Annotated in this window: 18 protein-coding genes; 9 read left to right on the forward strand and 9 right to left on the reverse strand. The window is 40.1% G+C overall.

The genetic code is table 11. The features are described 5' to 3' along the window. Nucleotides 1-47: 47 nt before the first annotated feature. A complete protein-coding gene (locus tag J2X07_RS11010; protein WP_310258758.1) occupies nucleotides 48-644 on the reverse strand; it encodes a hypothetical protein in 597 nt (198 codons plus the stop codon). A 277-nt stretch (nucleotides 645-921) separates the two neighbouring features. Beyond that, nucleotides 922-1,689, reverse strand: a complete 768-nt coding sequence (locus J2X07_RS11015; protein ID WP_310258759.1) for a LamB/YcsF family protein — start codon at nucleotides 1,687-1,689, stop codon at nucleotides 922-924. A gap of 105 nt (nucleotides 1,690-1,794) precedes the next feature. Between J2X07_RS11015 and J2X07_RS11020 the strand changes: the two genes are divergently transcribed. Then, nucleotides 1,795-2,175, forward strand: coding sequence for a hypothetical protein (locus J2X07_RS11020; RefSeq protein ID WP_310258760.1), 381 nt, complete (start codon nucleotides 1,795-1,797; stop codon nucleotides 2,173-2,175). A 110-nt stretch (nucleotides 2,176-2,285) separates the two neighbouring features. Here J2X07_RS11020 and J2X07_RS11025 read toward each other — a convergent pair whose 3' ends face one another. From J2X07_RS11025 to J2X07_RS11040, 4 genes are all read right to left on the reverse strand, one after another. Then, nucleotides 2,286-3,425 carry a glycerate kinase gene (locus J2X07_RS11025; protein WP_310258761.1) on the reverse strand — a complete coding sequence of 380 codons (1,140 nt, stop codon included), beginning with the start codon at nucleotides 3,423-3,425 and terminating at the stop codon, nucleotides 2,286-2,288. A 14-nt stretch (nucleotides 3,426-3,439) separates the two neighbouring features. After that, a complete protein-coding gene (locus tag J2X07_RS11030; RefSeq protein ID WP_310258762.1) occupies nucleotides 3,440-5,113 on the reverse strand; it encodes an alpha-amylase family glycosyl hydrolase in 1,674 nt (557 codons plus the stop codon). After that, nucleotides 5,114-7,777, reverse strand: a complete 2,664-nt coding sequence (locus tag J2X07_RS11035; protein ID WP_310258763.1) for a glycoside hydrolase family 38 C-terminal domain-containing protein — start codon at nucleotides 7,775-7,777, stop codon at nucleotides 5,114-5,116. A gap of 312 nt (nucleotides 7,778-8,089) precedes the next feature. Beyond that, the gene (locus tag J2X07_RS11040; RefSeq protein WP_310258764.1) at nucleotides 8,090-10,048 is read right to left on the reverse strand and encodes a fructose-specific PTS transporter subunit EIIC; all 1,959 of its coding nucleotides are present in this window, start codon (nucleotides 10,046-10,048) and stop codon (nucleotides 8,090-8,092) included. 170 nt (nucleotides 10,049-10,218) lie between these two features. Here J2X07_RS11040 and J2X07_RS11045 point away from each other — a divergent pair, with 170 nt between their 5' ends. The 7 genes from J2X07_RS11045 to J2X07_RS11075 all read left to right on the forward strand — a co-directional run bounded on the left by J2X07_RS11045 (nucleotide 10,219) and on the right by J2X07_RS11075 (nucleotide 17,222). Then, nucleotides 10,219-10,962: a MurR/RpiR family transcriptional regulator gene (locus tag J2X07_RS11045; RefSeq protein WP_310258765.1), complete on the forward strand. Its 744-nt coding sequence runs from the start codon at nucleotides 10,219-10,221 to the stop codon at nucleotides 10,960-10,962. 233 nt (nucleotides 10,963-11,195) lie between these two features. Beyond that, nucleotides 11,196-11,921: a CDP-diacylglycerol--serine O-phosphatidyltransferase gene (gene pssA / locus J2X07_RS11050; RefSeq protein ID WP_310258766.1), complete on the forward strand. Its 726-nt coding sequence runs from the start codon at nucleotides 11,196-11,198 to the stop codon at nucleotides 11,919-11,921. Between the two features lie 162 nt (nucleotides 11,922-12,083). Then, nucleotides 12,084-12,413 carry a hypothetical protein gene (locus J2X07_RS11055; protein WP_310258767.1) on the forward strand — a complete coding sequence of 110 codons (330 nt, stop codon included), beginning with the start codon at nucleotides 12,084-12,086 and terminating at the stop codon, nucleotides 12,411-12,413. Nucleotides 12,414-12,636: 223 nt separating this feature from the next. After that, nucleotides 12,637-13,407 carry a DUF2628 domain-containing protein gene (locus J2X07_RS11060; protein ID WP_310258768.1) on the forward strand — a complete coding sequence of 257 codons (771 nt, stop codon included), beginning with the start codon at nucleotides 12,637-12,639 and terminating at the stop codon, nucleotides 13,405-13,407. A gap of 245 nt (nucleotides 13,408-13,652) precedes the next feature. Next, a complete protein-coding gene (locus J2X07_RS11065; protein ID WP_310258769.1) occupies nucleotides 13,653-15,035 on the forward strand; it encodes a spore germination protein in 1,383 nt (460 codons plus the stop codon). Nucleotides 15,036-15,042: 7 nt separating this feature from the next. Further along, the gene (locus J2X07_RS11070; protein ID WP_310258770.1) at nucleotides 15,043-16,107 is read left to right on the forward strand and encodes a GerAB/ArcD/ProY family transporter; all 1,065 of its coding nucleotides are present in this window, start codon (nucleotides 15,043-15,045) and stop codon (nucleotides 16,105-16,107) included. Beyond that, complete coding sequence (locus J2X07_RS11075; RefSeq protein WP_310258771.1) at nucleotides 16,104-17,222, forward strand: Ger(x)C family spore germination protein; 1,119 nt, start codon at nucleotides 16,104-16,106, stop codon at nucleotides 17,220-17,222. The genes J2X07_RS11070 and J2X07_RS11075 overlap by 4 nt, the downstream gene beginning before the upstream one ends. 592 nt (nucleotides 17,223-17,814) lie before the next feature. On the opposite strand, the gene J2X07_RS11080 is transcribed toward J2X07_RS11075, so the two are convergent. The 3 genes from J2X07_RS11080 to J2X07_RS11090 all read right to left on the reverse strand — a co-directional run bounded on the left by J2X07_RS11080 (nucleotide 17,815) and on the right by J2X07_RS11090 (nucleotide 19,749). Further along, nucleotides 17,815-18,291: a DinB family protein gene (locus J2X07_RS11080; RefSeq protein WP_310258772.1), complete on the reverse strand. Its 477-nt coding sequence runs from the start codon at nucleotides 18,289-18,291 to the stop codon at nucleotides 17,815-17,817. Nucleotides 18,292-18,344: 53 nt separating this feature from the next. Next, the gene (locus J2X07_RS11085; protein ID WP_310258773.1) at nucleotides 18,345-19,427 is read right to left on the reverse strand and encodes a glycerophosphodiester phosphodiesterase family protein; all 1,083 of its coding nucleotides are present in this window, start codon (nucleotides 19,425-19,427) and stop codon (nucleotides 18,345-18,347) included. 163 nt (nucleotides 19,428-19,590) lie between these two features. Continuing rightward, nucleotides 19,591-19,749 (reverse strand): hypothetical protein, encoded by a 159-nt coding sequence (locus J2X07_RS11090; RefSeq protein WP_310258774.1) that lies wholly within the window; start codon nucleotides 19,747-19,749, stop codon nucleotides 19,591-19,593. A gap of 226 nt (nucleotides 19,750-19,975) precedes the next feature. Here J2X07_RS11090 and J2X07_RS11095 point away from each other — a divergent pair, with 226 nt between their 5' ends. Beyond that, on the forward strand, nucleotides 19,976-21,253 hold the full coding sequence (locus tag J2X07_RS11095; protein ID WP_310258775.1) for a helix-turn-helix domain-containing protein: 1,278 nt from the start codon (nucleotides 19,976-19,978) through the stop codon (nucleotides 21,251-21,253). The last annotated feature ends 106 nt before the right edge of the window (nucleotides 21,254-21,359 follow it).

Below are 21,359 nucleotides of genomic sequence, written 5' to 3' on the forward strand. Positions count from 1 at the left end.
GATTTTCGTATCCTCACCCAAAATAGTAAATGTATTCATAACTAAATTCAGCGCCCCATTAGTTCGTCTTTATAATGAATAGCGGTCAGCAATTTAAGCCCCCGCAATGTTTTCATCTGGTCCTCGACGATCCCTAAAGCTTCTTCTTTTTTACCTGCAAGTGCTTTTTCTTCTGCTTCAAGCCAGGTTAAGTAAGCTGCATCATTTAGTTGGCTCTTACTCGCGGCATATTCTTGTAGATTTCCTTGTTTTTGTGCAATGACAGCAGTGTAATAATGTTTAAAATCATCATTTTTCATTCCGCTTAAAGTGCTCTTCGCTTCTTCATATTTTTCTTGCTTCGTCCACAGCATCACTTTTGCCATTTCCTTAACGGCATTTTGTTTTATTTCCGCTAGTGAGTTTTCCGCTTTTTCTTCATCCTGATAAAGCAGTTCATAAATAAATCGGTAATATGGATGTCTCGATTTCTTTAGAAATTTTTTGGTTTTTTCAGCGTTTTTCTCCCAAGCTAACGGATATATACGGGTAAGAATGATCCATATGAAAAAGGCTAAAATCACAAGAATGAAACACCACTTCGGTAATTCAAAAGCCGCCATGACAAAAGAGGCTAGAAATAAGAATACATAGGCCCAGATCATTTTCGTTCCTTCTCTCTATATTGATATTTTTATCTTACACAATTGTGGACGAAATGAGGAGAGGGTATGTTGGCTGAAATGTGTGTCGAAGTTTGGCTGCTCGTGGCTATTTGAACAAAAAATGTGGGTATTAGCGGAAAAAGTGTGGGATTAACTTTTAAAAATGTGGGATTCGAATTAAAAAGTCTGGGAATAAAAATCCAGAATGTGGAATCCTTCATGAAACGAGCTACATATATGGAAGAGGCTGACTCATTAAGCCAGCCTCTCTCTTCTTTTATAAACTTTCACTGATTTTCCTTACAGTAATTCCCGATTCTTCAAGCGTTTTTCTGATTTTTTCTGCAAACGACAAGGCGTGAGTTCCATCACCATGAATGCAAACAGTATCTGCTTGTATATCCACATCAACATCTTGCTGTGTGAGCACTTTCCCCTCTTTTGCCATGCGGATCACTTGTGCGACTGCATCATCATCGTTTTCGATCATGCAGTTCGGCAGCTTACGGGAGGTCAATGTGCAATCCTGCTGATACGTTCTGTCTGCAAAAACTTCAGATGCGGTTCGAAGCCCAATTTTCTCGCCTGCTTTTACTAGTTCGCTGTTCGCAAGTCCAAACAGGATCAGCTCTGGATTCACCTTATAAACCGCTTCAGCGATCGCGTTTGACAAACCCTTGTTCACAGCTGCCATGTTGTAAAGTGCCCCATGAGGTTTGACGTGCTGAAGGTTTCCGCCTTCAGCTTTTACAAAAGCCCACAAAGAACCGATTTGATAAACGACCATTTCGTACGCTTCTTGAGGTGTGATATCGATGTTCCGGCGGCCGAACCCAGCAAGGTCAGGCAATCCGGGATGCACCCCGATTCCCACGTTATGTTCGAGCGCGAGTTTTACCGTCTTAAACATCGTTGCCGGATCACCCGCATGGAACCCGCACGCAACGTTAGCGGACGTCACATACTTTAAAATCTCTTCATCCGTACCGAGCCGGTAAGCCCCGAAACTTTCACCCATATCACAGTTAATATCAATGACACTCATGCAAAGACCTCCTGTATGTTAAACACTTGTTTAATTTACCCCAACTGTACGACAAGAATAAACTGTTGTAAAATGATAAGAACGATGAAAAAGGAGGTGAGAAAGGTGGAAAAGGTCTTAAATGAAATTTTGTTAAAACTGAGCAATCTTGAGGATGGACAAAGAGGGCTAATGGGTACAGTAAGTCAGTTGGACACTAAAGTAGATAACTTGGATGTTAAAGTAGATTATTTGGATGTTAAAGTAGATAACTTGGATGTTAAAGTAGATAACCTGGATGTTAAAGTAGAAAACTTGGATGTTAAAGTAGATTGTTTAGAATCCAATCTCCATGAAATACGTGATATCGTGACGCGCATTGAAGTTAGCCAGAACGAAGATGTTATTGCTTTATTGAAGACATTCAACAGCAAGATTGACTCAAAATCGGAAGCGCTGAACAAAAGGTTATTTCGAGTAGAATCAAAATTGGAAGCCTCTAAATAAACCCCGAGAGTTTCAAATCCAAATTTTCCAATCAAATATCTCAAACCTATATAAGTTAGGAAGCCCCTTGAGAAAAAGGGGCTATTTCATTTGTATGACTACCTTTTTTATTAAACACGAATCTTCAGCACCCGCGCCACGTTTTCAGCCGTCTTTTCCACATTCACCGCACCGTCCAATAGTGCTTTTTCCAATGTGACTACTCCATTCACAACGCTAAACACTGCATCGATGCCATGTTCATAAACTGCTTCATATCCGTCGCTGATACTTCCGGCAATCGCGATTACCGGAATCCCATCCACTACGGACTTCGCTCTTTTTGCCACCCCAACAGGTGCTTTCCCATGAACAGTTTGTGAATCGATGCGGCCTTCTCCTATAAGTACGAGATCAGCATCTCGAACCGCATCTTCAAAACCGATTACATCGAGCACCAAATCAATACCGCTCTGCAATTCACCATTTAAAAACGCAACTACACCAGCTCCGAGCCCTCCGGCAGCCCCAGCTCCCGGCAGTTCGTCAACGTTTATTGCCAGATTTCGCTCGATGACTTCTGCGTATCTTTTTAAACAATTGTTTAAATTCACGACCATCTCTGGAGAAGCGCCTTTTTGCGGTCCAAACACGGCTGATGCGCCAAGCGGTCCAGTCAGCGGATTCGTCACATCACACGCGACATCTACCTTTACAGACTTTAAGCGAGGGTCGATTCCTGAAATATCAATTGCAAGAAGCTCTCCCAATGCCTCACCACCGAAAGGAAGTTCGTCTCCGTTCACATCGCTGAATTTCACGCCGAGTGCCTGTGCCATCCCAGCTCCGCCATCGTTTGTTGCTGAACCGCCGAGTCCGAGAACGATCCGCCCCACTTTTTTATCTAGCGCATCTAAAATGAGCTCTCCCGTACCAAACGTTGTTGTAACCATTGGATTTCGAAGCTCCCAAGGAACAAGGTGCAAACCGGAAGCTGCAGCCATTTCGATCACCGCTGTCTTCCCATCACCTGTAATACCATAAAATGCTTCAACTTTATTCCCAAGCGGTCCCGTTGCTTCTACGGCAACGATTTTACCACCTGTTGCGTCAACCACTGACTGAACGGTTCCTTCTCCTCCGTCACCGATCGGGACATGGATGTATTCTGCGTCAGGCAGCACTTTTTGAAAACCGGCCTGTATAGCAGCGCATACTTCGGCCGCTGTCAGGCTTTCTTTAAACGAATCGGGTGCGATCACAATCTTCATCGCTTCCACATCCTTTATTTTTTTATCCACATAAACTGATACGGCGACAGCTCTACATTTCCTTCAACAAAGTTATCACTCCACAGATCAAAACCGCTGAATGGAAGTTCCACATTTACAGCCTTATTTGCCGCATTTACAACAAACAAAATCGTTTGATTCGTGTCTTTGTTTTTTCGCTCAACTGCAAAGATCTGATTGTCTAATTCCAAAATCGTTTGATCAGAAAAAGGTGAGAAAGCGGATTGATTCTGGCGAGTTCTAATCAGCTTCTTCATGCCGTCAAAAACGCTCTGCCTTCTTGATGACGTCTTTAACTCTCCGACCAACTCTTCATAGCTAAACTTCTCACGATTAATTCTGCGGTTAATCCCTGAAGATGCAAGACCCTCGTAATCATTTCCGGATCCAAGGAGCGAGTGATAATACACAGCAGGAACACCCATGACCGAAAACAGAACAGAGTGTGCCGCAAGCATTTTCTGAACTTGAATGTCTTCATTCGTATCTTCCTCTTTGTTGATCAGCGCGTCCATGTAATTTATGTTTAACTCGTAAGGTGATTCGGTGCCATCCGGATTGCTTTTATACGAAACGCGGCCGCCATTCTCCAGCACTTTCTCCGCCAAAGCAAAACGCTCGTCTTCAGTTAAAATGCCTTCCGTCGGACGCATGCCGATTCCGTCATGACTCGCTAAAAAGTTGAAGTACGTTGCTTTATCTGACACTTTTTCGATCGTTTTTGCCCAATTCGTGAGTTTGGAAGCATCATGCGTCGTTAACGTATGCAAAACAAGCGGCGGCAAAGAAAATTGGTACACCATATGCGCTTCGTTTTCACCATCGCCAAAATAGCTAATATTCTCATTATGCGGAACATTTGTCTCGGTAATGAGGAGCGTATTCAACTCCAGCTCCTGTAAAATCTCGCGCCACAGCTGTATGATTGCGTGTGTTTGTGGCAAGTGGATACACGTTGTTCCTGATTCCTTCCACATAAAACCGATCGCATCTAATCGGATGCTTGTCCCACCCCGATACGCGTATTCTAGCAAAATTTCCGTCATCTCGAGCAATGCGGGAAAATGCTTAAAGTTTACGTCGACCTGATCTTGGCTGAACGTTGTCCAAGCCGTCTTTCCGCCTTCATAATCATGAAAAAGCGGAGACGTTCGAGGGCGAACCACGTGTGATGCATCAAAATGATCTTCTTTTGGAATAAAAAAGTTCCTATAAGCCGGCTCATCATTCAAGTAGCCTTGAAACCACTTACTCGATTTTGACATATGATTCGCCACGAAATCGAACATAAGGCGGTAATCCTTTGAAAAATGTTCTATATCAGACCAGTCACCAAGTTCAGGGTGGATTTCACGGTAATCGACAACTGAAAAACCATCATCAGACGTGTACGGAAACATCGGGAGTAGATGAACATCCGTAATCTCTTCCTTCGCATACTCGCTGATAAACTTGTTCAAAGTTTTTAACGCTGGCTGTCCATCTTCCTTAATAATGTCGCCGTACGTGATCAAATACACGTTTTTTTCTGTGACCGGCTCTGTCGTTTTCCATGACTTTTGTTTCCACTCATCAACCGTCTTCAAAAGCTTTTCTTTATATGCCTGGTTAAAGTCTTCACCATATATCGTCTTTAAGAGCTGCTCTACTTTTTCTGGAAAACTCATTTACACATTCTCCTTTACTAAAAGCTTCAGCGTGACATAGCCCTTAGCTCGAATCGTTACTTCATCTTTCACATCGGTTACACTTTTTTCGTTCAATTTTGTTTGAGAGACTGAGTGGATCAATTCGCTTGATAGCTTGAAACTTTGCACTTTACTAGCCGGATTGAACAATCGTAAAATCAGTGAATGATCATCATGCGCTTTTTTCATCGAACTATAAAAGACATCAGCGTCTGAAATATCCAGCAAACTAAACCGTGCTGGCAGTGCATCAACAGGGTAAGGAATCTCAAAACGGTCGAGTCGTTCTTCAAATGTGTTCAATGATTGCTTTTGATAACTCACATTGTGTCCGCGATATTGATCCACTAATTTAAACAGTTGTTTAACATCATGACCCATTCCAACATGAACTGCATATTCAAACGTCATTTTGTCCTGCATTTGAGCATCCGGTGTGTAAACGACTTTGTTATTGATTCCGGACGCACGGCCCGGACGCCAAGCCAGGTTATCCCGGCCAAGCAGACCAACACTGCGGAACAATGTCAATGCGAGTTCACCCGTTTCCTTGATCAGCTGATATTCCTTGATTCCCTTTGTTACCACGGCCATCGTCAATTCGCCATTCGTTGCTCCAGCAATATTTTCAAGCGGATAAATCGGGACTGGTGCCTCAGCAAACTTCTCTTCCTTCCAGTTCTCCATGTACGGATTCACTGTCGGACGCTGAATCAAGCTGAATCCTTGATCGCCGAATGAGTGTTCAGGGGCTTCAATGGATGTTTGCAATAACACACGAACGCGGTGATCTTTTATGTCATTGTCGATTACATGCGTGACCCGGATAAAATCTTCACCTTTTTGAAGTTCAAAACGTGTAGTGATTACAAGCTCTTTAGAAATAGTGCCAGCTTTTCTTTCTTCCAGAACAGCAGGTACTTCTAGCACATGCTTCACTTCCATTATTTCAATGCCGCTGCTTGCATGTACACAAACTGACTGCACTTTTTTTACGATTAACGGAGCATCTCCCTCTAATGGTGAAAAATCATAAGAGTCCCCAGCGTCAGCCGCATTTTCAAATCGAATAAAATCAGTGATCGTTTTTCCTGCTGATTTCACTTCTAAATTCAGTACATCCTTCTCTTCAAAAATGCAGAAATATTCGTTTTCAATTAAACGCTTGTTTAACTTTTGAAGTGTATCTGAACTTGAAATTTTACCTTCAACCACTTCAAACGTCTCATACCCCATTGCTGGAAGTTCAATATTATGAAGAAGCACTTCATGACGGAAGTAGCCTGGTGCATCCACTTCCTTCTCGCCTTCTGCTGTTACGACAATCGTTTTTCCGCCACTAATGTTTTCTTGATTTAATACATCCATCTCAATGGCGTTCCCGTCTAAGTCATGAACTGAAAATTCTTTTTCTCTCGTAAAAAGAACAACCTTCTGCGAGCCGTTAAATGCTTTTGGAAGCAGGTGGAAAATAGTAAAAATAGAATCCTTCCCTAACTTTCGGCTCACCGCTTCTGTCACCTGTTTTTTCAAGAGATTCATGCAGCCATCAGCAATTCGAATCACTTTCGTCAATCGGTTTACGATCTCCTGATTCGTGTCGTCCGAGTTGCAACCTCCGATACTGTCATGAGCATGCACGTCAAACAGCATCTTCCACATTTCATCAAGCCACGCTTGCGGATATTTAAAACCAAGCGTACTCGCGATACTAGCTAACGGTTCCAGTTCATTGATTACTTTTTCTTCTGCGATATCGTTTAATTTCTTAATGTCATAACGCTGAGAACGAATCGTGTTGTGGATGCGGGATTTTTGCGTGGCGATCAATTCTCCCTCGATCACATTCTCGAAGCTATCCTTTTCCCATGTGTCTTTCATGAATGTTTCATAATCTGAAAGCACATATTCATGTTTTTCGTCTTTTTCGTTCAATGCTTTTACCGTTTCAGGAAACTGTTCACGAATAAGAACTTGGTCACCGCCAGCAGGCAGCAGCAAGTGGTTTGTATTTGCATTCATGTCCGCGATTTTTTCTAAAATCGGCAGCAATCGTTCTTCCATATATTCTAGATCAGCTGATAAAAACTTCCCTGGTCCATACCCGAAATAAATGTTGTTCGCTTTAACGCTCTCACCATCTGGAGATTTCCACGTGAAATTCAAATCACCATTTAGCTGGTCCGTATAAATGCCGCGCTGCAGCACACTATAATCGATGTCGAATTCCTTGAACATCGATGGCAGATACGTGTTCTGACCAAAAATATCAGGCAGGTAGCCGACGTTCATCGAGTGACCCATTTTTTCGGCAATCCGAGTTCCATATAACAAATTGCGAATCAAAGACTCCTTGTTTACGAGTAGTGAATCAGCCTGTGTGTACCAAGGTCCCACGAAGATTCGTTTTTCGCTGATCAATTTCGCTAAACGCCCTTTTTCCTCTGGACGGATTTTCAAATATTCATCGATAATAGAACTTTGTGCATCAAACACATACCCGGTATAATCCTGATCGTTTTCCATGACGTCCATCAGCCGGTCCATGTTCTCCACGAGTAAAAGGTTGGAATCTTCTATTGTAAAGTACCACTCACGATCCCAATGGGAATGTGGTACGACGTATACTTTTTTCTGTTTCATGGTGATTTCCCTCCCAAGGTGTCTATCTGTCTTTTTAAAAACTGTTATTGCAAACTTTGTTGCTTTTGGAAGTAGCTGATCTCCGTTCCAGGATGCTCGCTTTCCTCGGGGCGTGCGGTGAGCCACATTGGCGCTACGCACCTTTAAGTGTCTCACCTGTCCCGCTGATCCCGTAGGAGTCTCGCACCTTACACTCCAACGAACCTGCCATTGGAGGTAATAAAATCATGCCTCGTAACCAACAATCTTTTAAAACACAGCCTAATAGAAAGAGGGGTCACCTTTTTCAAGATGCGCCCCTTTTTCATTCATTTATGCCTGACGTTCTTTTTTCTTTAAAATCGCAAATCGTACAAAAATGTTCGCAAATGCGATGAATGCTGCACCTACAACCAGTCCAAGAAGGTAAGCCCATAAGTTCTCAACTAACGGCCAGCCCCAGATCGCCGGAAGCGGCAGCCATTGTACAGCTCCTAGTAATACAGCTGTACTTGCGCCAAGGATGGCACCGATAATATTGATTGGAATCGTGATGATCGGGTTGCGAAGCATGAACGGAATTGCCCCTTCACTAATCGCGAGGAATCCTAATAATAATGACGTATTACCCGCTATACGAAGGTCAGCCGGGAAAACACGGCGTCCTACAACATATTTATCAATGATTACAGCTAGTCCAAGTCCGATCGGCGGAATAACGATTGCGAGTACACGAGCCGTCAACGGATACACTTGGTCAGCCGCAAGTCCGATTGCAATGGCACCTGCTGCTTTGTTGATCGGTCCGCCTAAATCAAAAGCAGTCGCAGCAGCGATAATGGATGCTAGCACAACATCTCCAGTACCTTGTGCGGATTCGATCCAGTTGCGCAGAACAACATTCAATCCGCCAAACACAGGGTCTACAATGTAAAAGTTTAAAAAGAAAATGGATAGAACAGAGATTGCTGGAATGATAAACATCGGCTTCATCGCCGCAAAATTTCTGCTCAGTTGAATTTTTCTGTTCAAGAAGCGTGCGATATAACCCGCTGCTAATCCGAGAATCAATGCGCCTAAAAATCCAGAAGGAATCCCGTCTGTGATACCCCAAAATGTGTAATGAAGTCCGCCTGCAAAAGCGCCTCCGATAAATCCGGCTACAAGACCTACTCTGTCAGCCAGTGAATACGCGACAAACGCTGCAAATATCGGATACATGAATTTAAAGATCAATCCGCCAAATGCATCCAAGAAATGGAGAATAACAAATAATTCATTTGAGTGTGTTGCATATTTCGGATCGCCAAGCTCGTTTACAAGACCAAACGGCATTGCACCAAGTTTTGCGATCCCCATCATCAATCCGCCGGCAACGATCACGGGAATCATGTACGAGATCCCTGTCATAACCGCTTGTACCATGTCTTTGAAGAATCCCCCGCCATTTGATGAAGTTGAAGATGACTCGTCTGCTTCACCGCGTTCAACAACCCCATCAGGATGGTTTAGCGCTTTTTGGATCATTTCTTTTCCTTTTCGAAGAGGTTCAGCTACACGCGTTTGTACGTATGCTTTCCCTGCAAAACGTTCTTTTTGTTTTGGAGCGATGTCTGTTGCGAAAATAACCGCATCCGCTTTTTCAATCACACTCCGTGATAGCTCGTCCTCGATCCCGTTCGCCCCTTGTTTTTCAACAAGTACGTTCACACCAAGCTCTCGGCCCGCTTTTTCCAAAGCCTCAGCCGCCATGTACGTATGTGCGATTCCTGTCGCACAAGCAGTGATCGCTACAACGGTTTTTGTGAACTCTTTTTGAGATACAGCTTCTTCTTTTTCCACGTCTAAACGGTCTAAGAATTGTTCCTTTGTTTCTGCAGCCATCAACCCTTCTAAGTAGCCTTCCTTCATTAAGTTCGTGCTCAATGTGGACAGTACTTTTAAATGAGTTGTGCCTGCTTCGCTTTCTGGAATCGCGATTAAAAACACGAGCTGCACTTTGTTGCTGGGGTCGATGCTCTCCCAATCTGTAAGTGGCGTTTTAAGACGTGCCACAGCGAAAACTGCTTTTTTCACAGTTTCTGATTTTCCGTGCGGTATCGCTAGACCTTTTTCCATACCCGTCGGAGAAACTTCCTCACGATTTAAAACCGCTTTCAAAAATGTTTGTTCAGAATCGATATAACCTTCTTGTTTTATGTTAGAAATTAGCTGCCTGATGACTTGCTCTTTATCTTGAGCATCGGCATCGAACACGACTAAATTCGGATGTGTCATGTTTCGTAGTTGCATGACATTCACTCCAATCTGCACTTAGTATGAAAGCACTTTCATGTTTCTATACTTTAGTTGTAACACAAAAGAAACAGCAGTCTTTGTACAGAGTCTGTATATTTGTACAGAATGAAAAATGGGCATGCTATACTTAATGAAAGAATTGTGCGGAAATGAGGAGACAGCAGATGGGGAAATTCCTGGATCAGTTTGGCAACAGCCTGTCCAATTGTACACCGACGGAAAAGCAAGTGCTTTACTACATCGATCAGCATTTAGACACAGCAAAAAAGCTTTCGCTGACCGAGATTGCAAAAGTAAATAATGTGAGCACCACAACGATTGTAAGGATGTCTCATAAACTCGGATTAGAAGGCTTCTCGGAGCTTAAATATATATTAAAAACGATCGAGAGCCAGACACTGATGAACGATAATCCAGTGGACCGGTATAAAGACGAGTTCAACACGGCTTTTGAAACCATTAACCTAGACGAGTTGGAAGCCTTGAGCGAAAAAATCAAACATGCGAAACGCGTTATGGTTGTTGGCGTTGGTTTGTCCAAAATGATGGCGGAATACTTTTCAAAGCTGCTCATGCAAACGAACAAGCAAACCCATTATACATACGAATCACACATGATCGACCTGCTGCCAAACATGGTCGAACCGAATGACCTCGTTTTCTTCATCTCATCGAGCGGGGAAACGAAAACCTTGATCCAGTCCGCTGAAAAGCTTTCATATAAAATAGTCGACACGGCGGCGATTACGAATTCTGCAGACTCCACTTTAGGAAAAATGGTTATAACAAACTTGAGCATGACAATCGACCGCGTTAAATTTGCCGGGTATGACATTACTGCGAGATCCACACTGATGCTGTTGATTGACTTGCTTTTTGAGAGGTATTTGAAGAAGAGCGTGAAGTAGTTTCTTATTAGATGCAAAAAAAGTGTCTTATAACTTTTGGTTGTTTTGCAGAGGACAAATAACGTGGAAATAGCTTTAATGTGCCCCATTATGGCGCATTTATAGGGAAAAACGTGCAGCTCTTTATCACGTTCAACATTTCTGATAAGCTTGTCGATATCCAAAAAAGTATAACCTTTTGATCTCGAATCATTTATTATAGAAGGAACAGTATTATTTTAAGGACGTGAACAATGAAAAAACATATTCCGAATCTCCTAACTTTAGGGAACTTATTTTGTGGTTTTCTTTCCATCGGGTATGCCGCTCATGGCGATTTCCGAAACGCAGCAATCCTTATATTTATCGCGATGATGCTGGATGCTGTTGATGGAAGAGCAGCGCGAATCCTGGGTGTTTCAGGCACGCTTGGCAAGGAACTGGATTCCCTGGCAGACGTCGTTTCGTTCGGTGTGGCACCTGCCTTTATTACTGCCCATTCCTATTTTGCAAATTTAGGCATGTGGGGTTTTGTTCTCGCAGGACTATTCCCGCTTTTTGGCGCTTACCGTCTGGCTCGTTTTAATATTACAGACTCTGAAGAATCCATGAAATACTTTAAGGGCATCCCGATTCCCCCGGCTGGTGGAATTGTCGTCTTTTTAGTCTTTTTTGTAAAAATGATTCCGTTATGGGTATTCGTTTTAATCTTTTATGGATTGGCACTCATGATGGTAAGTACAATTAAAATTCCGAGTTTAAAAGACATCCCGCTGCCAAGATACGGCACGATCGTCTCATTATTTTTATTTTATATGTTTTATCTCGTTGCCAAAAACCAATTCGAAAGCGTTCCAATCTTCTTTTATGTCGCACTCATTACCTACTTCATATTCATTGGCGTGAGGTTCATTAAGGTCAAAGAAATCAAGATCATCAGAAGAAGACGGAAGCCTCGTAATAAAAGAAGACGTTTTTAAAGAAACAGCTCTACTCCGAGCTGTTTTTTATTTTTCTAATCGGGCATCTGCCTAACATTTTTTCACAACTCACTTCATATAATGACGTAATAAACGAAACATGGTTTTCATTGATAATACAAAGAATCGGACAAATCATGTTGTTTTGAAAGGAGAGATCGTATGGGCGATTATCCGAATCTTAGGGAGTTTTATCAAAAGGGGCTCATTCTTATCGGAGAGAATGATCGAGCGTCCCTTCTACAAAAATCACAGGAAAATGCATCATTTGAAGGATCTACCCATTGGCTGATCGCCATGGAAGGAACCGAAAAACAGCCGGATGTTTTTCATTGGAAGGTCCGCATTTACCCTTCGGAAAACAATAGCGTCAAATGTTACAAATCACCTTATTATTCATCTCAGCATTTTACATCCATCCATGATGCGATGAACTTCTCCAATGAGCTTAGCCTGAAAGCTCGCGAAGATCAGCTGAATACCCTCGAATAAATACCCAAATAGAAAGATCACCAGATTTACCCTCGCGTTTCTTTTTACCCTGGTATGTGAAATAGTGTACAAATGCCTTCAAAAATACATAAAGCACCAAGTCCAATGAAGTGGTTTTGCCAGTTCATTTTTATTATGTTTTTTAAAAAAACTTACAGACGTTTTTACATAATAAAGGTATAGTAGAAAAATAAGGAAACATTTTTATAAAGGAGTAACGAACATGAACGAAGCACGTTTGGAGGATTCTTCCTCATTTGATGAACAACACATCGTGGTACAAAAAAACATATCTTATTTTGACTTAAAATGGAGAGCGGTGAAAGATCCGGCAAAGCAGAACACATGGAACTGGATAGCCTTTTTCTTTTCTCCATTTTGGCTTGCATACAGGAAAATGTACAAGCCATTTTTTGTATTGGCACTTATTGAGCTTTTATACGCAGTCCCTTTTTATCTAGTAGATCTTCCCGCTTGGCTCGACGGCCCATTTTATCTAATTATTGCTATAGTAGTAGGGTTAAATGGTAATCGGTGGTATTACAAACACACATTGAATATTTTAAAACAGTCAAAATCTCTTTCTGATTCGCACCAAGCTTCCTACTTACAGACCAAAGGCGGAACACACATTGGAATTTTGGTTGGATTAAATGTATTAGTCATTGCGCTTTTCTTCTTGTTAGATATGGGATTAAGCTATCTGCCATCTGAAACGAACATAAAAGATGTTGTACGATTGAGTGTTGATGCGGAAACGCTAGAAATATTTACCGATGATCCGAAGTGGAGCTATGTAAAAAAAGACGGTCGCAGCTATATCGTGGAGTTTACAGGTTACGATTATAGCGAAAAGGAAGATGTCCGAATCGTCTTCAACGTATACTTGGATAAATATATATATGAGTGGAAAGAAATCTACATTAACGGCAAAAAGCTTAATAAAAAGGATGCAGAGGATTATGAGTTATGGATTGAGGATAACTCGTATTAATTATGCTTCCCTTCTATAGAAAAAGACTTTCGGATGAAGGTCTTTTTTAAAATTTCCTCTTAGAAAGTCCGCTGTATCAGTATAAATACTGATAAAAATATGGAATATATCCTCCATTTTTACATTGTCTTCCGTTTTTTTACATACTTCGTTTTTATCCTTATAAAAGTTTCAGAGAATATTCGTTGAAATTAAGGTGCATAATGCATACTATCAACTTTTTAAAGAAAGTAGATTGATGCGATGTGGCAAAATCACAGGATGAATTTCTTACAAAAGATTTAAACCAAAACTTATTAATTATTGAAGAAAAAATGTTCCATACAGAAGATTTAAAACAAAGAAAGGTAATTTTTCATAATAAAGCGATCATCCTTCTGTATCTTGATACGATCATTGATAAGGAATCGATTGAAATCCATATTATCGATTCGTTGAATAAACAAGAAAATGAAAGAATTGAAGAATCAATAAGCACGAAACAATTTACAACCCTGACAACTTATAAGGATATAAGTTATTCATTGGCACAAGGTAATACCATTTTATTTATGGAAGATTGTAATTTTGTCTATTCTATTGTGACCTTAACAGATGAGAAGCGGGCAATTAATGAATCCTTAAACGAAAAAGTAACGCTTGGCGCACATGATAGTTTTGTTGAAAATGCGAGTACAAACATTTCTATGCTTAGAAAAAGGGTCCGAACACCTGAATTCAAAGTGGAGTATAAACACTATGGGGCTTTAACAAATGCAGAAATCGCCATTTGTTATATCGAATCTAAAGTTGAAAAGGATATTATTCATTCTATCAAAAACAGATTAGATCAAATAAAAGAACCGGAACTTATACAATCCAGGCAACTGCAGGAAGTTCTCGAAGATTATCCATTTTCGCCATTTCCGCAAACGTTAAGAACGGAGAGGCCAGACAGGACGGCAAATAATCTCTTGAAAGGCAGTGTCGTGATTTTTCTTGAGCATGAACCTTCTGCTTTAGTGACTCCTGTTTCCTTTTACGCGTTTTTAAGAAGCCCAGAAGATGTTAATTCACGATGGTTTATTAATCTTTTTTATTTCACGTTAAGAATGCTCGCATTTATCTTGTCAGTTACTCTTCCAGCTTTTTATATTGCTGTGAATGCCTTTCATTCTGCAATTTTACCCGTAAGCACCTTTTATACGCTAAAACTCTCGGTGATGAATGTTCCGTTTCATCCTTTAATCGAAGCGGTCATTATGCAGATTGTATTGGAATTATTGAAAGAAGCATCTGTAAGACTGCCTTCCGCTGTTGCCCAAACAATCGGTACAGTTGGGGCTATTGTGATCGGCTCAGCCATCGTTCAAACCAATTTTATATCGAATACGATGGTTGTTGTTATCGCTATTACTGCCGTTTCATCATTCGTTATCCCAATTGGCGAAATGAGTACTTCGATCCGGTTAATGAGTTTTCCTTTAATTTTCCTGGCAGCTATATTTGGTTTTATTGGAATTGTCTTCGGGTTAATGGTGTATTTGACTCACCTTGTCAAGCTGACCTCTTCAGGAAAAGCGTATGTGGATTCACCTAAAATTCTTCAATCAATCGTGAAATCTAAACCAAAAAAGCGAGAGGGTTAAGATACAAATGCTTACAAATAAGAATTTGTTTTTTTTGATTATACAAGCCCAGATCGGTATTGGAATCCTTGGTTTGCCCTATATCCTCTACAATGATGTACACCAGGACAGCTGGATTTCTTTTTTAATCGCTGGAATCCTCGCGCAAGGGGTGATTATTGTTCTTGTTGCATTAAGTAAGGTCTCTCCTAAAAATACATTGTACGAACTAAATCTTAAACTGTTGGGGAATTTTTTCGGGAAAACCTTAAATTTTATGTATATTTTGTATTTTATAGCGGTTTCGATGTTATTGATCCTATTAGTTACGGATGTTATAAATACTTGGATTTTGCATCAAACACCTCGCTGGGCAATCATCTTGTTGTTACTTCTGGCTTCATCCTATATTGCCAAAGAACATCTGCTGACGATTTCAAAAACATTTCTCTTTTTTTCTATTTTGTTTATCGTTTTGATCTTTTTGCTCATTCTCGTTTACTCAAAAGCTGATTTAACCGTTGGAAGACTGTTGCCTATCGGGGCAAGTGGATTTTTACCGATCTTGAAAGCAAGTCCTGATGCTTTCGTATCCCTCATCGGATTCGAGTTCATTCTTTTCATCATGCCGTTTTTGAAAGAGCCTAATAAAAGCTTGAAAGTAATCTCATTGGCAAATATATTCACTGTATCTCTCTATTTGTTTTTAATTATCACTTGTATTATTTACTTCAGTAGCGCACAATTCAGTCTTGTGCAGCAGCCGTTACTATATCTTTTCCGAGGGCTTTCATTTGAATTTGTTGAAAGAATTGATATTATCTTTCTTTCCTTTTGGCTTGTCCCGATCTCTACGACTCTTGTTATCCAGCTTTTTAATGCAAGCCTTGGCGTTCAAAACCTATTTTCCATCCAAAGAAAGACTTCCGTGTACTTGATAGCGTTTTTATTATTTGGTATAGGTTTATTTCCTGTCAGCCCTTCCTTGAAAGAATCACTATCAAGTTTAATGACCTATTTAAATATTATCTTTGTATTTTTCATTCCCATTTTGTTATTAATCATCTCAAAAATAAGGGTGAAAAAAATATGATGAAAACCTGCCTAAAATTGATTACCATCTTATCCGTTTTCCCTTTGCTAACAGGCTGTTGGGATCAGAAATTAATATTAAATTCTGAAGTCATTAATGGAATCAGTTTCGATTTAAAAGATAACAAGATCAAATCAACGATTGTTGTCCTTCAGATCATCCCAAAAGGTTCAGGATATTTTGATTTTAACAACCAGCTATCATCAGCAACCGGCGATTCTCTAGATGACACCTTTAGTGAGTTAAGAATGTATCATAGAGGACCATTATCCGCTTCAAAATCAAGAATCATATTATTTGGGGAAAGCTTTGCAAAGAAAAATTTAAATTCCTATCTTGATCTGTTTTATCGAAATCCAGACCCCTATTTAGGGAGTAAGGTAGCCATTGTGAAAGGATTGGAAGCGAGCAAAATTTTTTCGTTCAAAGAGATCGGGACAGACCCGATTGCATTTGGATTGTATGAGATCATCGATGCAGCTGAAGAGAATTCTACGATTCCTGAAGGGAACCTAAACACCTTGTTTTCTTTATTTAATGAAGCAGGAAAAGATTTCATCCTCCCTGTTTTAGAACAAAAAGGGGACGGTATTTTAGTCTCTGGAGCAGGTTTGATCAGTCAAAACGCTTATTCTGGAAAAATGATTCAATTAAACAATTGTTCTCTTCTATTGCTGCTCATGGATAATTACGAAAAAAAGGTTGATCTACTGACTTATCTGAGTGAAGAGAAAAAATTAAATAATCAAGTCTCCTATCGGATTACAAAGGCAAAACGAAAAATAAATATTCAAAAGGATGCCTTTCATAAACCGGTTGTAAACCTTAAGCTTGATCTTGAAGTCGGACTTAAACAGTATCCTAAGACGTCAAATATAACCCCTAAGCAGTTGAAAAAATTACAAACTACGATATCAAACGATTTGACTAAACGGTCAAATCATATTATGAAAACAACGCAGAAAGCGAATAGTGATGTATTAGGAATTGGCCAGAGAATAAAAGAAACAGATCCAGGAACATGGCAATCTCTTGATTGGAAAGAAACGTATCCTTCCATCAAAATTAACACGCATGTTAATGTGAAGATCGTAAAAACAGGTATTATAAAGTAGCTGGTGATATAAAATAAAAAACCATCAAAAATGCTGTTTTTTAAGACCATACATTTTCATCTGGCCATCCACTCAGACGTATAGATGGATAAATATCGGATTGGTGTCGAATGATGTCAGTTCGTGGTTATTCAGAACTTTAAGTGGATATATCGCCGGTTACCGTGGAATTATTGAAATTACCGTGGATATATTGAGGATTACCGTGGATATATGGTTTGTAAAGACTTATTAAGGCTGAAAAGGTTTTTATTTATTAAGTTCTGTAGATGGAATGATTCATCTTCTTCCGTATTGGTCTTATTTCCTGGCGATCTTTTCACCTTTTTTGACCGGAATCTTGCTTTTTATCTCTAAATTGGTAAGGGAAATCACTTACAACGAAAAAAGAGGCTGCAACAAAAAGTATAAATTACTTTCCACTAAGCCTCTTCCCTATTTATTTTAATCCCCATTCTCATTTTGTTTAGAGATCTCGTGTTACCATTAGAAACGTCTAAAACAACGAATTTTAAAGAATGGAAAATCCTGGGACATCTTGTTTCAGAAAAAGAAAAAATATAACCTAATTTGATTCTCACAATAAAGGTTCCTATCTCTCCCCTTTTAAGGCATTCAATAGGCTCTTGATCACCCCAATATGCTCACTCTCATGGAATGCAGCAAATGAAAGCAGATCTGCAATCGTTTCTAATGTTAATGGGCCAGCAATGAGTGGCTCTGAAAGCTTTTCATCCAGACGGCCACGAAATGTTTCTTTTACACGTTTCAACTGTTCAGACAATAAAGTTACAATTTCTTCGATCGTCGGAGGGGGTGTTTTCCATTCAGATGGCTTTGTTCCTTGATTAAATAATGCTTCATAAGCAAGTGGTAGAATTACCTTCTCATCTGAACTCTGGAAAACTATTCTCTCAACAGAAGTCAAAATATGACCAAACTGCCAGCGCAGAGAATTTGGGAAACCGTGAAAAATGACATCAGCGTTTTCTTCAGTCGTTTCTTTTGCAACGAGCAATGTAAGATTACGAGCAAACTCAAACTGATCAAATAGGATGTTTTCTTTCATGAAAACACGCTCCTTGCTCATAAAAAAAGCTTGTTCAATCCTGTCTAAGGCTCTCATTCTACTGGCGCAGGATAGCGCTTAGGCAGCTTGATGTCACGCTGCTCCATAACCTCACGTAACCGATCCGGATAATCCGTGATCATACCATCTACTCCGTCGTCCATGAGTTTATTCATGGTTGGCTTATCATCAACCGTCCATGGAATGATCTTCATTCCTTTTTTATGCGCTTCCATTACCATTTTCTTTGTTACATAAGGCTCATAATTATCATCAGTTACTTTTCCGTTTTGAGGAAATCCATGCACAGGTGAAAGTGCATCCGCGCCAAACGAGTGTGCAGCAGCTACAGGGTCACCATTGAAATCATCGATGTCAATTCCACCAAGCCATGGCGAAGCTCCAGGCTGACCAGGCTCCAAGAATTGCGGGCCGTTTGTGAGTGCAACTAACGGCAAGCTCGGTTCTACCTCATGCATACGCATAAGTGAGCCCCAATCAAAGCTTTGGATCGATACTCGTTTTAGCATACCGGCCTCCCGAACTTGGCGGGCAACGATTTGTACGAATTCTTCACGAGGAGCTGTCTCTTCTGGTGCGCCTGCTTCTACCTTTGTCTCTACGTTCATCCAAACATTGTTTGCATGATAGCGTTTGACGAGATCGAACACCTCAGTGAGTAATGGCATTCTAGCACCGGGACTCAAGCGCTGATCTGGGAATTGCGCCAATCTTTTTGAACCGCAGTCCAAAGTCCGGACCTGGGCGAGCGTAAGATCTTTGATGTATTTGCCTGTATACGGAAAAGCAGGGTCACCATCATACACCGGTTTTGTGTCCTGGCATTTGTCACCCGATATTTTTCGGTCGTGTGTAACGACAGCTTGATGGTCCTTCGTAATTTGCACATCGAGTTCCAGTGTGTTAATTCCGAGTTCTAATGCCCGGGAAAAAGAAGCGATTGTAGATTCAACAGTGAGCCCAATTCCACCGCGGTGAGCTTGAAGGTCAAAGTTTTTAGGACCGTAGCTATCTGAATCCCCAGCCGCCGAGACACGGTTTGCTGAATCAAAACCCGTTGTCGATAAAATCATAAGAGCCGTAACTGTGGTTAATAACATCTTTTTCTTATTCATTTGTCCAACTCCTTATAAATTCTATTACTCTTTTTAGTTTAAAGAGCCAATGTAAAGGTACATTTACGCAAATGATAAGAATCAGTGAAGGTTAGAGAAGAAACAAAAAAGCACGCAATCTGCGTACTTTTTAATCAGCAATTTAAACACTTGTTTAATTTTATTAACCTTGAATAACCACTTCTGATTGATGCACTAAAATAACACGTGGCACATAATCTTCATCTACTTTTCTTATTTCAAGATAGTCAGACGTATAGACGTGCAGTACGATATGAAGTTCATCTTGGTATGTAACGTAATTTCCTCTTTGTATCTGCATGCTCTCACCCTAGCTGTAAGTTTCTACAGTTAATTATACCTAGAATATAAACCGATACATATTGGGAAACATAGCGCTTTACAGCCGTTTAATCACTAAAATATGATCAATGTTTCCCAACTAGCATACACTACCATTTTCGTATTAAATCACTATTCTTCTATTCAGGTACTTTTTTGGCAGCATTAAATGTTAAAATCAAAAGAAGAAAGGCGGGATAAAAGAAATGAATCTAGGAGAAAAGATTCGGTACTTCCGAAGAGTCAAAAACTTATCCCAGCAAGAACTGGCCGCCGGGATCTGTTCCATTCCCTATTTAAGCAAGATCGAAAACGGAGTAACCGAACCCTCAGAGGAGATACAGCAGCATTTAGCAGAGCGATTAGAAATCCGATTAGATACCATAAACGAGGACGAGATACTGCGTAATTACGTTGATCTTTTCTATTCACTTTATCAATTAAACTACCAATCAGCTGATGAGAAGTTTAAGGCTTTAGCGGCTTCACATACACAATCGGTAGACGAAGAAATTTTGCATAAAATATTCAAGTGTATCTATCTCATGCAAGCAAAAGATGAAATACAGCCCGTACAAGTTTTGTTAAAAGAAGTTTCGTACATAGATAGTGTGATAAACGGAGAGAAAGCCTATTATTACTTTATCGCCAAAGGACTGCTGAGTTTTTATTCAAATAGTTTAGAGGAAGCTCTTCACTATTTTTTCACAGCTGAAAAACAACTGGAGGAAAATCGGTTCCAAGAATGGGAACATGCTTATTTGTTTTACATGATAGGTCTTACAGCAAATAACCTTCATAAAAATATTGTCGCTTTAGAATACACCAAACAAGCTTTGGACATATTTGAGAAGAATTACTTTTTTAAAAGAAGTGCCAATTGCAGAATTATAATAGCCATTATTCATCTCCGAATCAAAAATTTTGATGAATCTACTAAACAATTATTACTTGCTGAAACCATTGCAAATTCCTTTAATGAAGAGCCTCTAAAGGGAATGATCTATCACAACTTAGGAAGTGTTGCCACTCACAAAGGGGAAAATGATAAAGCAATTAAACTCTTTTCTCAAAGCTTGAAAGCAAAAGAACAGGTGCCCTTGGCCGGAAAAATTATGACAATCTATGCACTAATAAAAGAATTTCATAAAACGAACTGTCCTCAAGAAGGACTAAATCTCATTGAAATTTGGCTGGAACAAGTACAAGCTGACCCCATTCACCGTGAATATGAACTTCACTTCCTTTATCACAAACAATTATTTACTTTTGGGGAGCATAACGAACAAATCATTCAATTCATGGTAAATGAACTAATTCCTTATTTTCAGCAAAGAAACGAATGGATGCATTTAGCTAATTATTATCCCATCATTGGAAAATACTTCGAAAGTAATCAGAAGTATAAACAAGCCAGTATGTATTATTCTTATGCCTTTGAATCCATGAGAAACATGCATGAAATGGGAGTTACTTATCTGTGATGAATATTTAAAGCACAGCCAGTATAGTTGGTTGTGCTTTTCTGTTTGATGATTGGAAACAAAGGAAATATTCCTTTGCTTAAAAGAATATTTAACATCGAGAACA

The sequence above is a fragment of the Fictibacillus barbaricus genome (genome assembly GCF_031457135.1).
GTDB lineage: Bacteria > Bacillota > Bacilli > Bacillales > Fictibacillaceae > Fictibacillus > Fictibacillus barbaricus_A.

Excerpts from the sequence above, each read along its gene's own strand:
- J2X07_RS11010 (WP_310258758.1), bottom strand. The coding sequence starts at position 644 with ATGATCTGGGCCTATGTATTCTTATTTCTAGCCTCTTTTGTCATGGCG.
- J2X07_RS11015 (WP_310258759.1), bottom strand. The coding sequence starts at position 1,689 with ATGAGTGTCATTGATATTAACTGTGATATGGGTGAAAGTTTCGGGGCT.
- J2X07_RS11025 (WP_310258761.1), bottom strand. The coding sequence starts at position 3,425 with ATGAAGATTGTGATCGCACCCGATTCGTTTAAAGAAAGCCTGACAGCG.
- J2X07_RS11030 (WP_310258762.1), bottom strand. The coding sequence starts at position 5,113 with ATGAGTTTTCCAGAAAAAGTAGAGCAGCTCTTAAAGACGATATATGGT.
- J2X07_RS11035 (WP_310258763.1), bottom strand. The coding sequence starts at position 7,777 with ATGAAACAGAAAAAAGTATACGTCGTACCACATTCCCATTGGGATCGT.
- J2X07_RS11040 (WP_310258764.1), bottom strand. The coding sequence starts at position 10,048 with ATGCAACTACGAAACATGACACATCCGAATTTAGTCGTGTTCGATGCC.
- J2X07_RS11045 (WP_310258765.1), top strand. The coding sequence starts at position 10,219 with ATGGGGAAATTCCTGGATCAGTTTGGCAACAGCCTGTCCAATTGTACA.
- pssA (WP_310258766.1), top strand. The coding sequence starts at position 11,196 with ATGAAAAAACATATTCCGAATCTCCTAACTTTAGGGAACTTATTTTGT.
- J2X07_RS11055 (WP_310258767.1), top strand. The coding sequence starts at position 12,084 with ATGGGCGATTATCCGAATCTTAGGGAGTTTTATCAAAAGGGGCTCATT.
- J2X07_RS11060 (WP_310258768.1), top strand. The coding sequence starts at position 12,637 with ATGAACGAAGCACGTTTGGAGGATTCTTCCTCATTTGATGAACAACAC.
- J2X07_RS11070 (WP_310258770.1), top strand. The coding sequence starts at position 15,043 with ATGCTTACAAATAAGAATTTGTTTTTTTTGATTATACAAGCCCAGATC.
- J2X07_RS11075 (WP_310258771.1), top strand. The coding sequence starts at position 16,104 with ATGATGAAAACCTGCCTAAAATTGATTACCATCTTATCCGTTTTCCCT.
- J2X07_RS11080 (WP_310258772.1), bottom strand. The coding sequence starts at position 18,291 with ATGAAAGAAAACATCCTATTTGATCAGTTTGAGTTTGCTCGTAATCTT.
- J2X07_RS11085 (WP_310258773.1), bottom strand. The coding sequence starts at position 19,427 with ATGAATAAGAAAAAGATGTTATTAACCACAGTTACGGCTCTTATGATT.
- J2X07_RS11090 (WP_310258774.1), bottom strand. The coding sequence starts at position 19,749 with ATGCAGATACAAAGAGGAAATTACGTTACATACCAAGATGAACTTCAT.
- J2X07_RS11095 (WP_310258775.1), top strand. The coding sequence starts at position 19,976 with ATGAATCTAGGAGAAAAGATTCGGTACTTCCGAAGAGTCAAAAACTTA.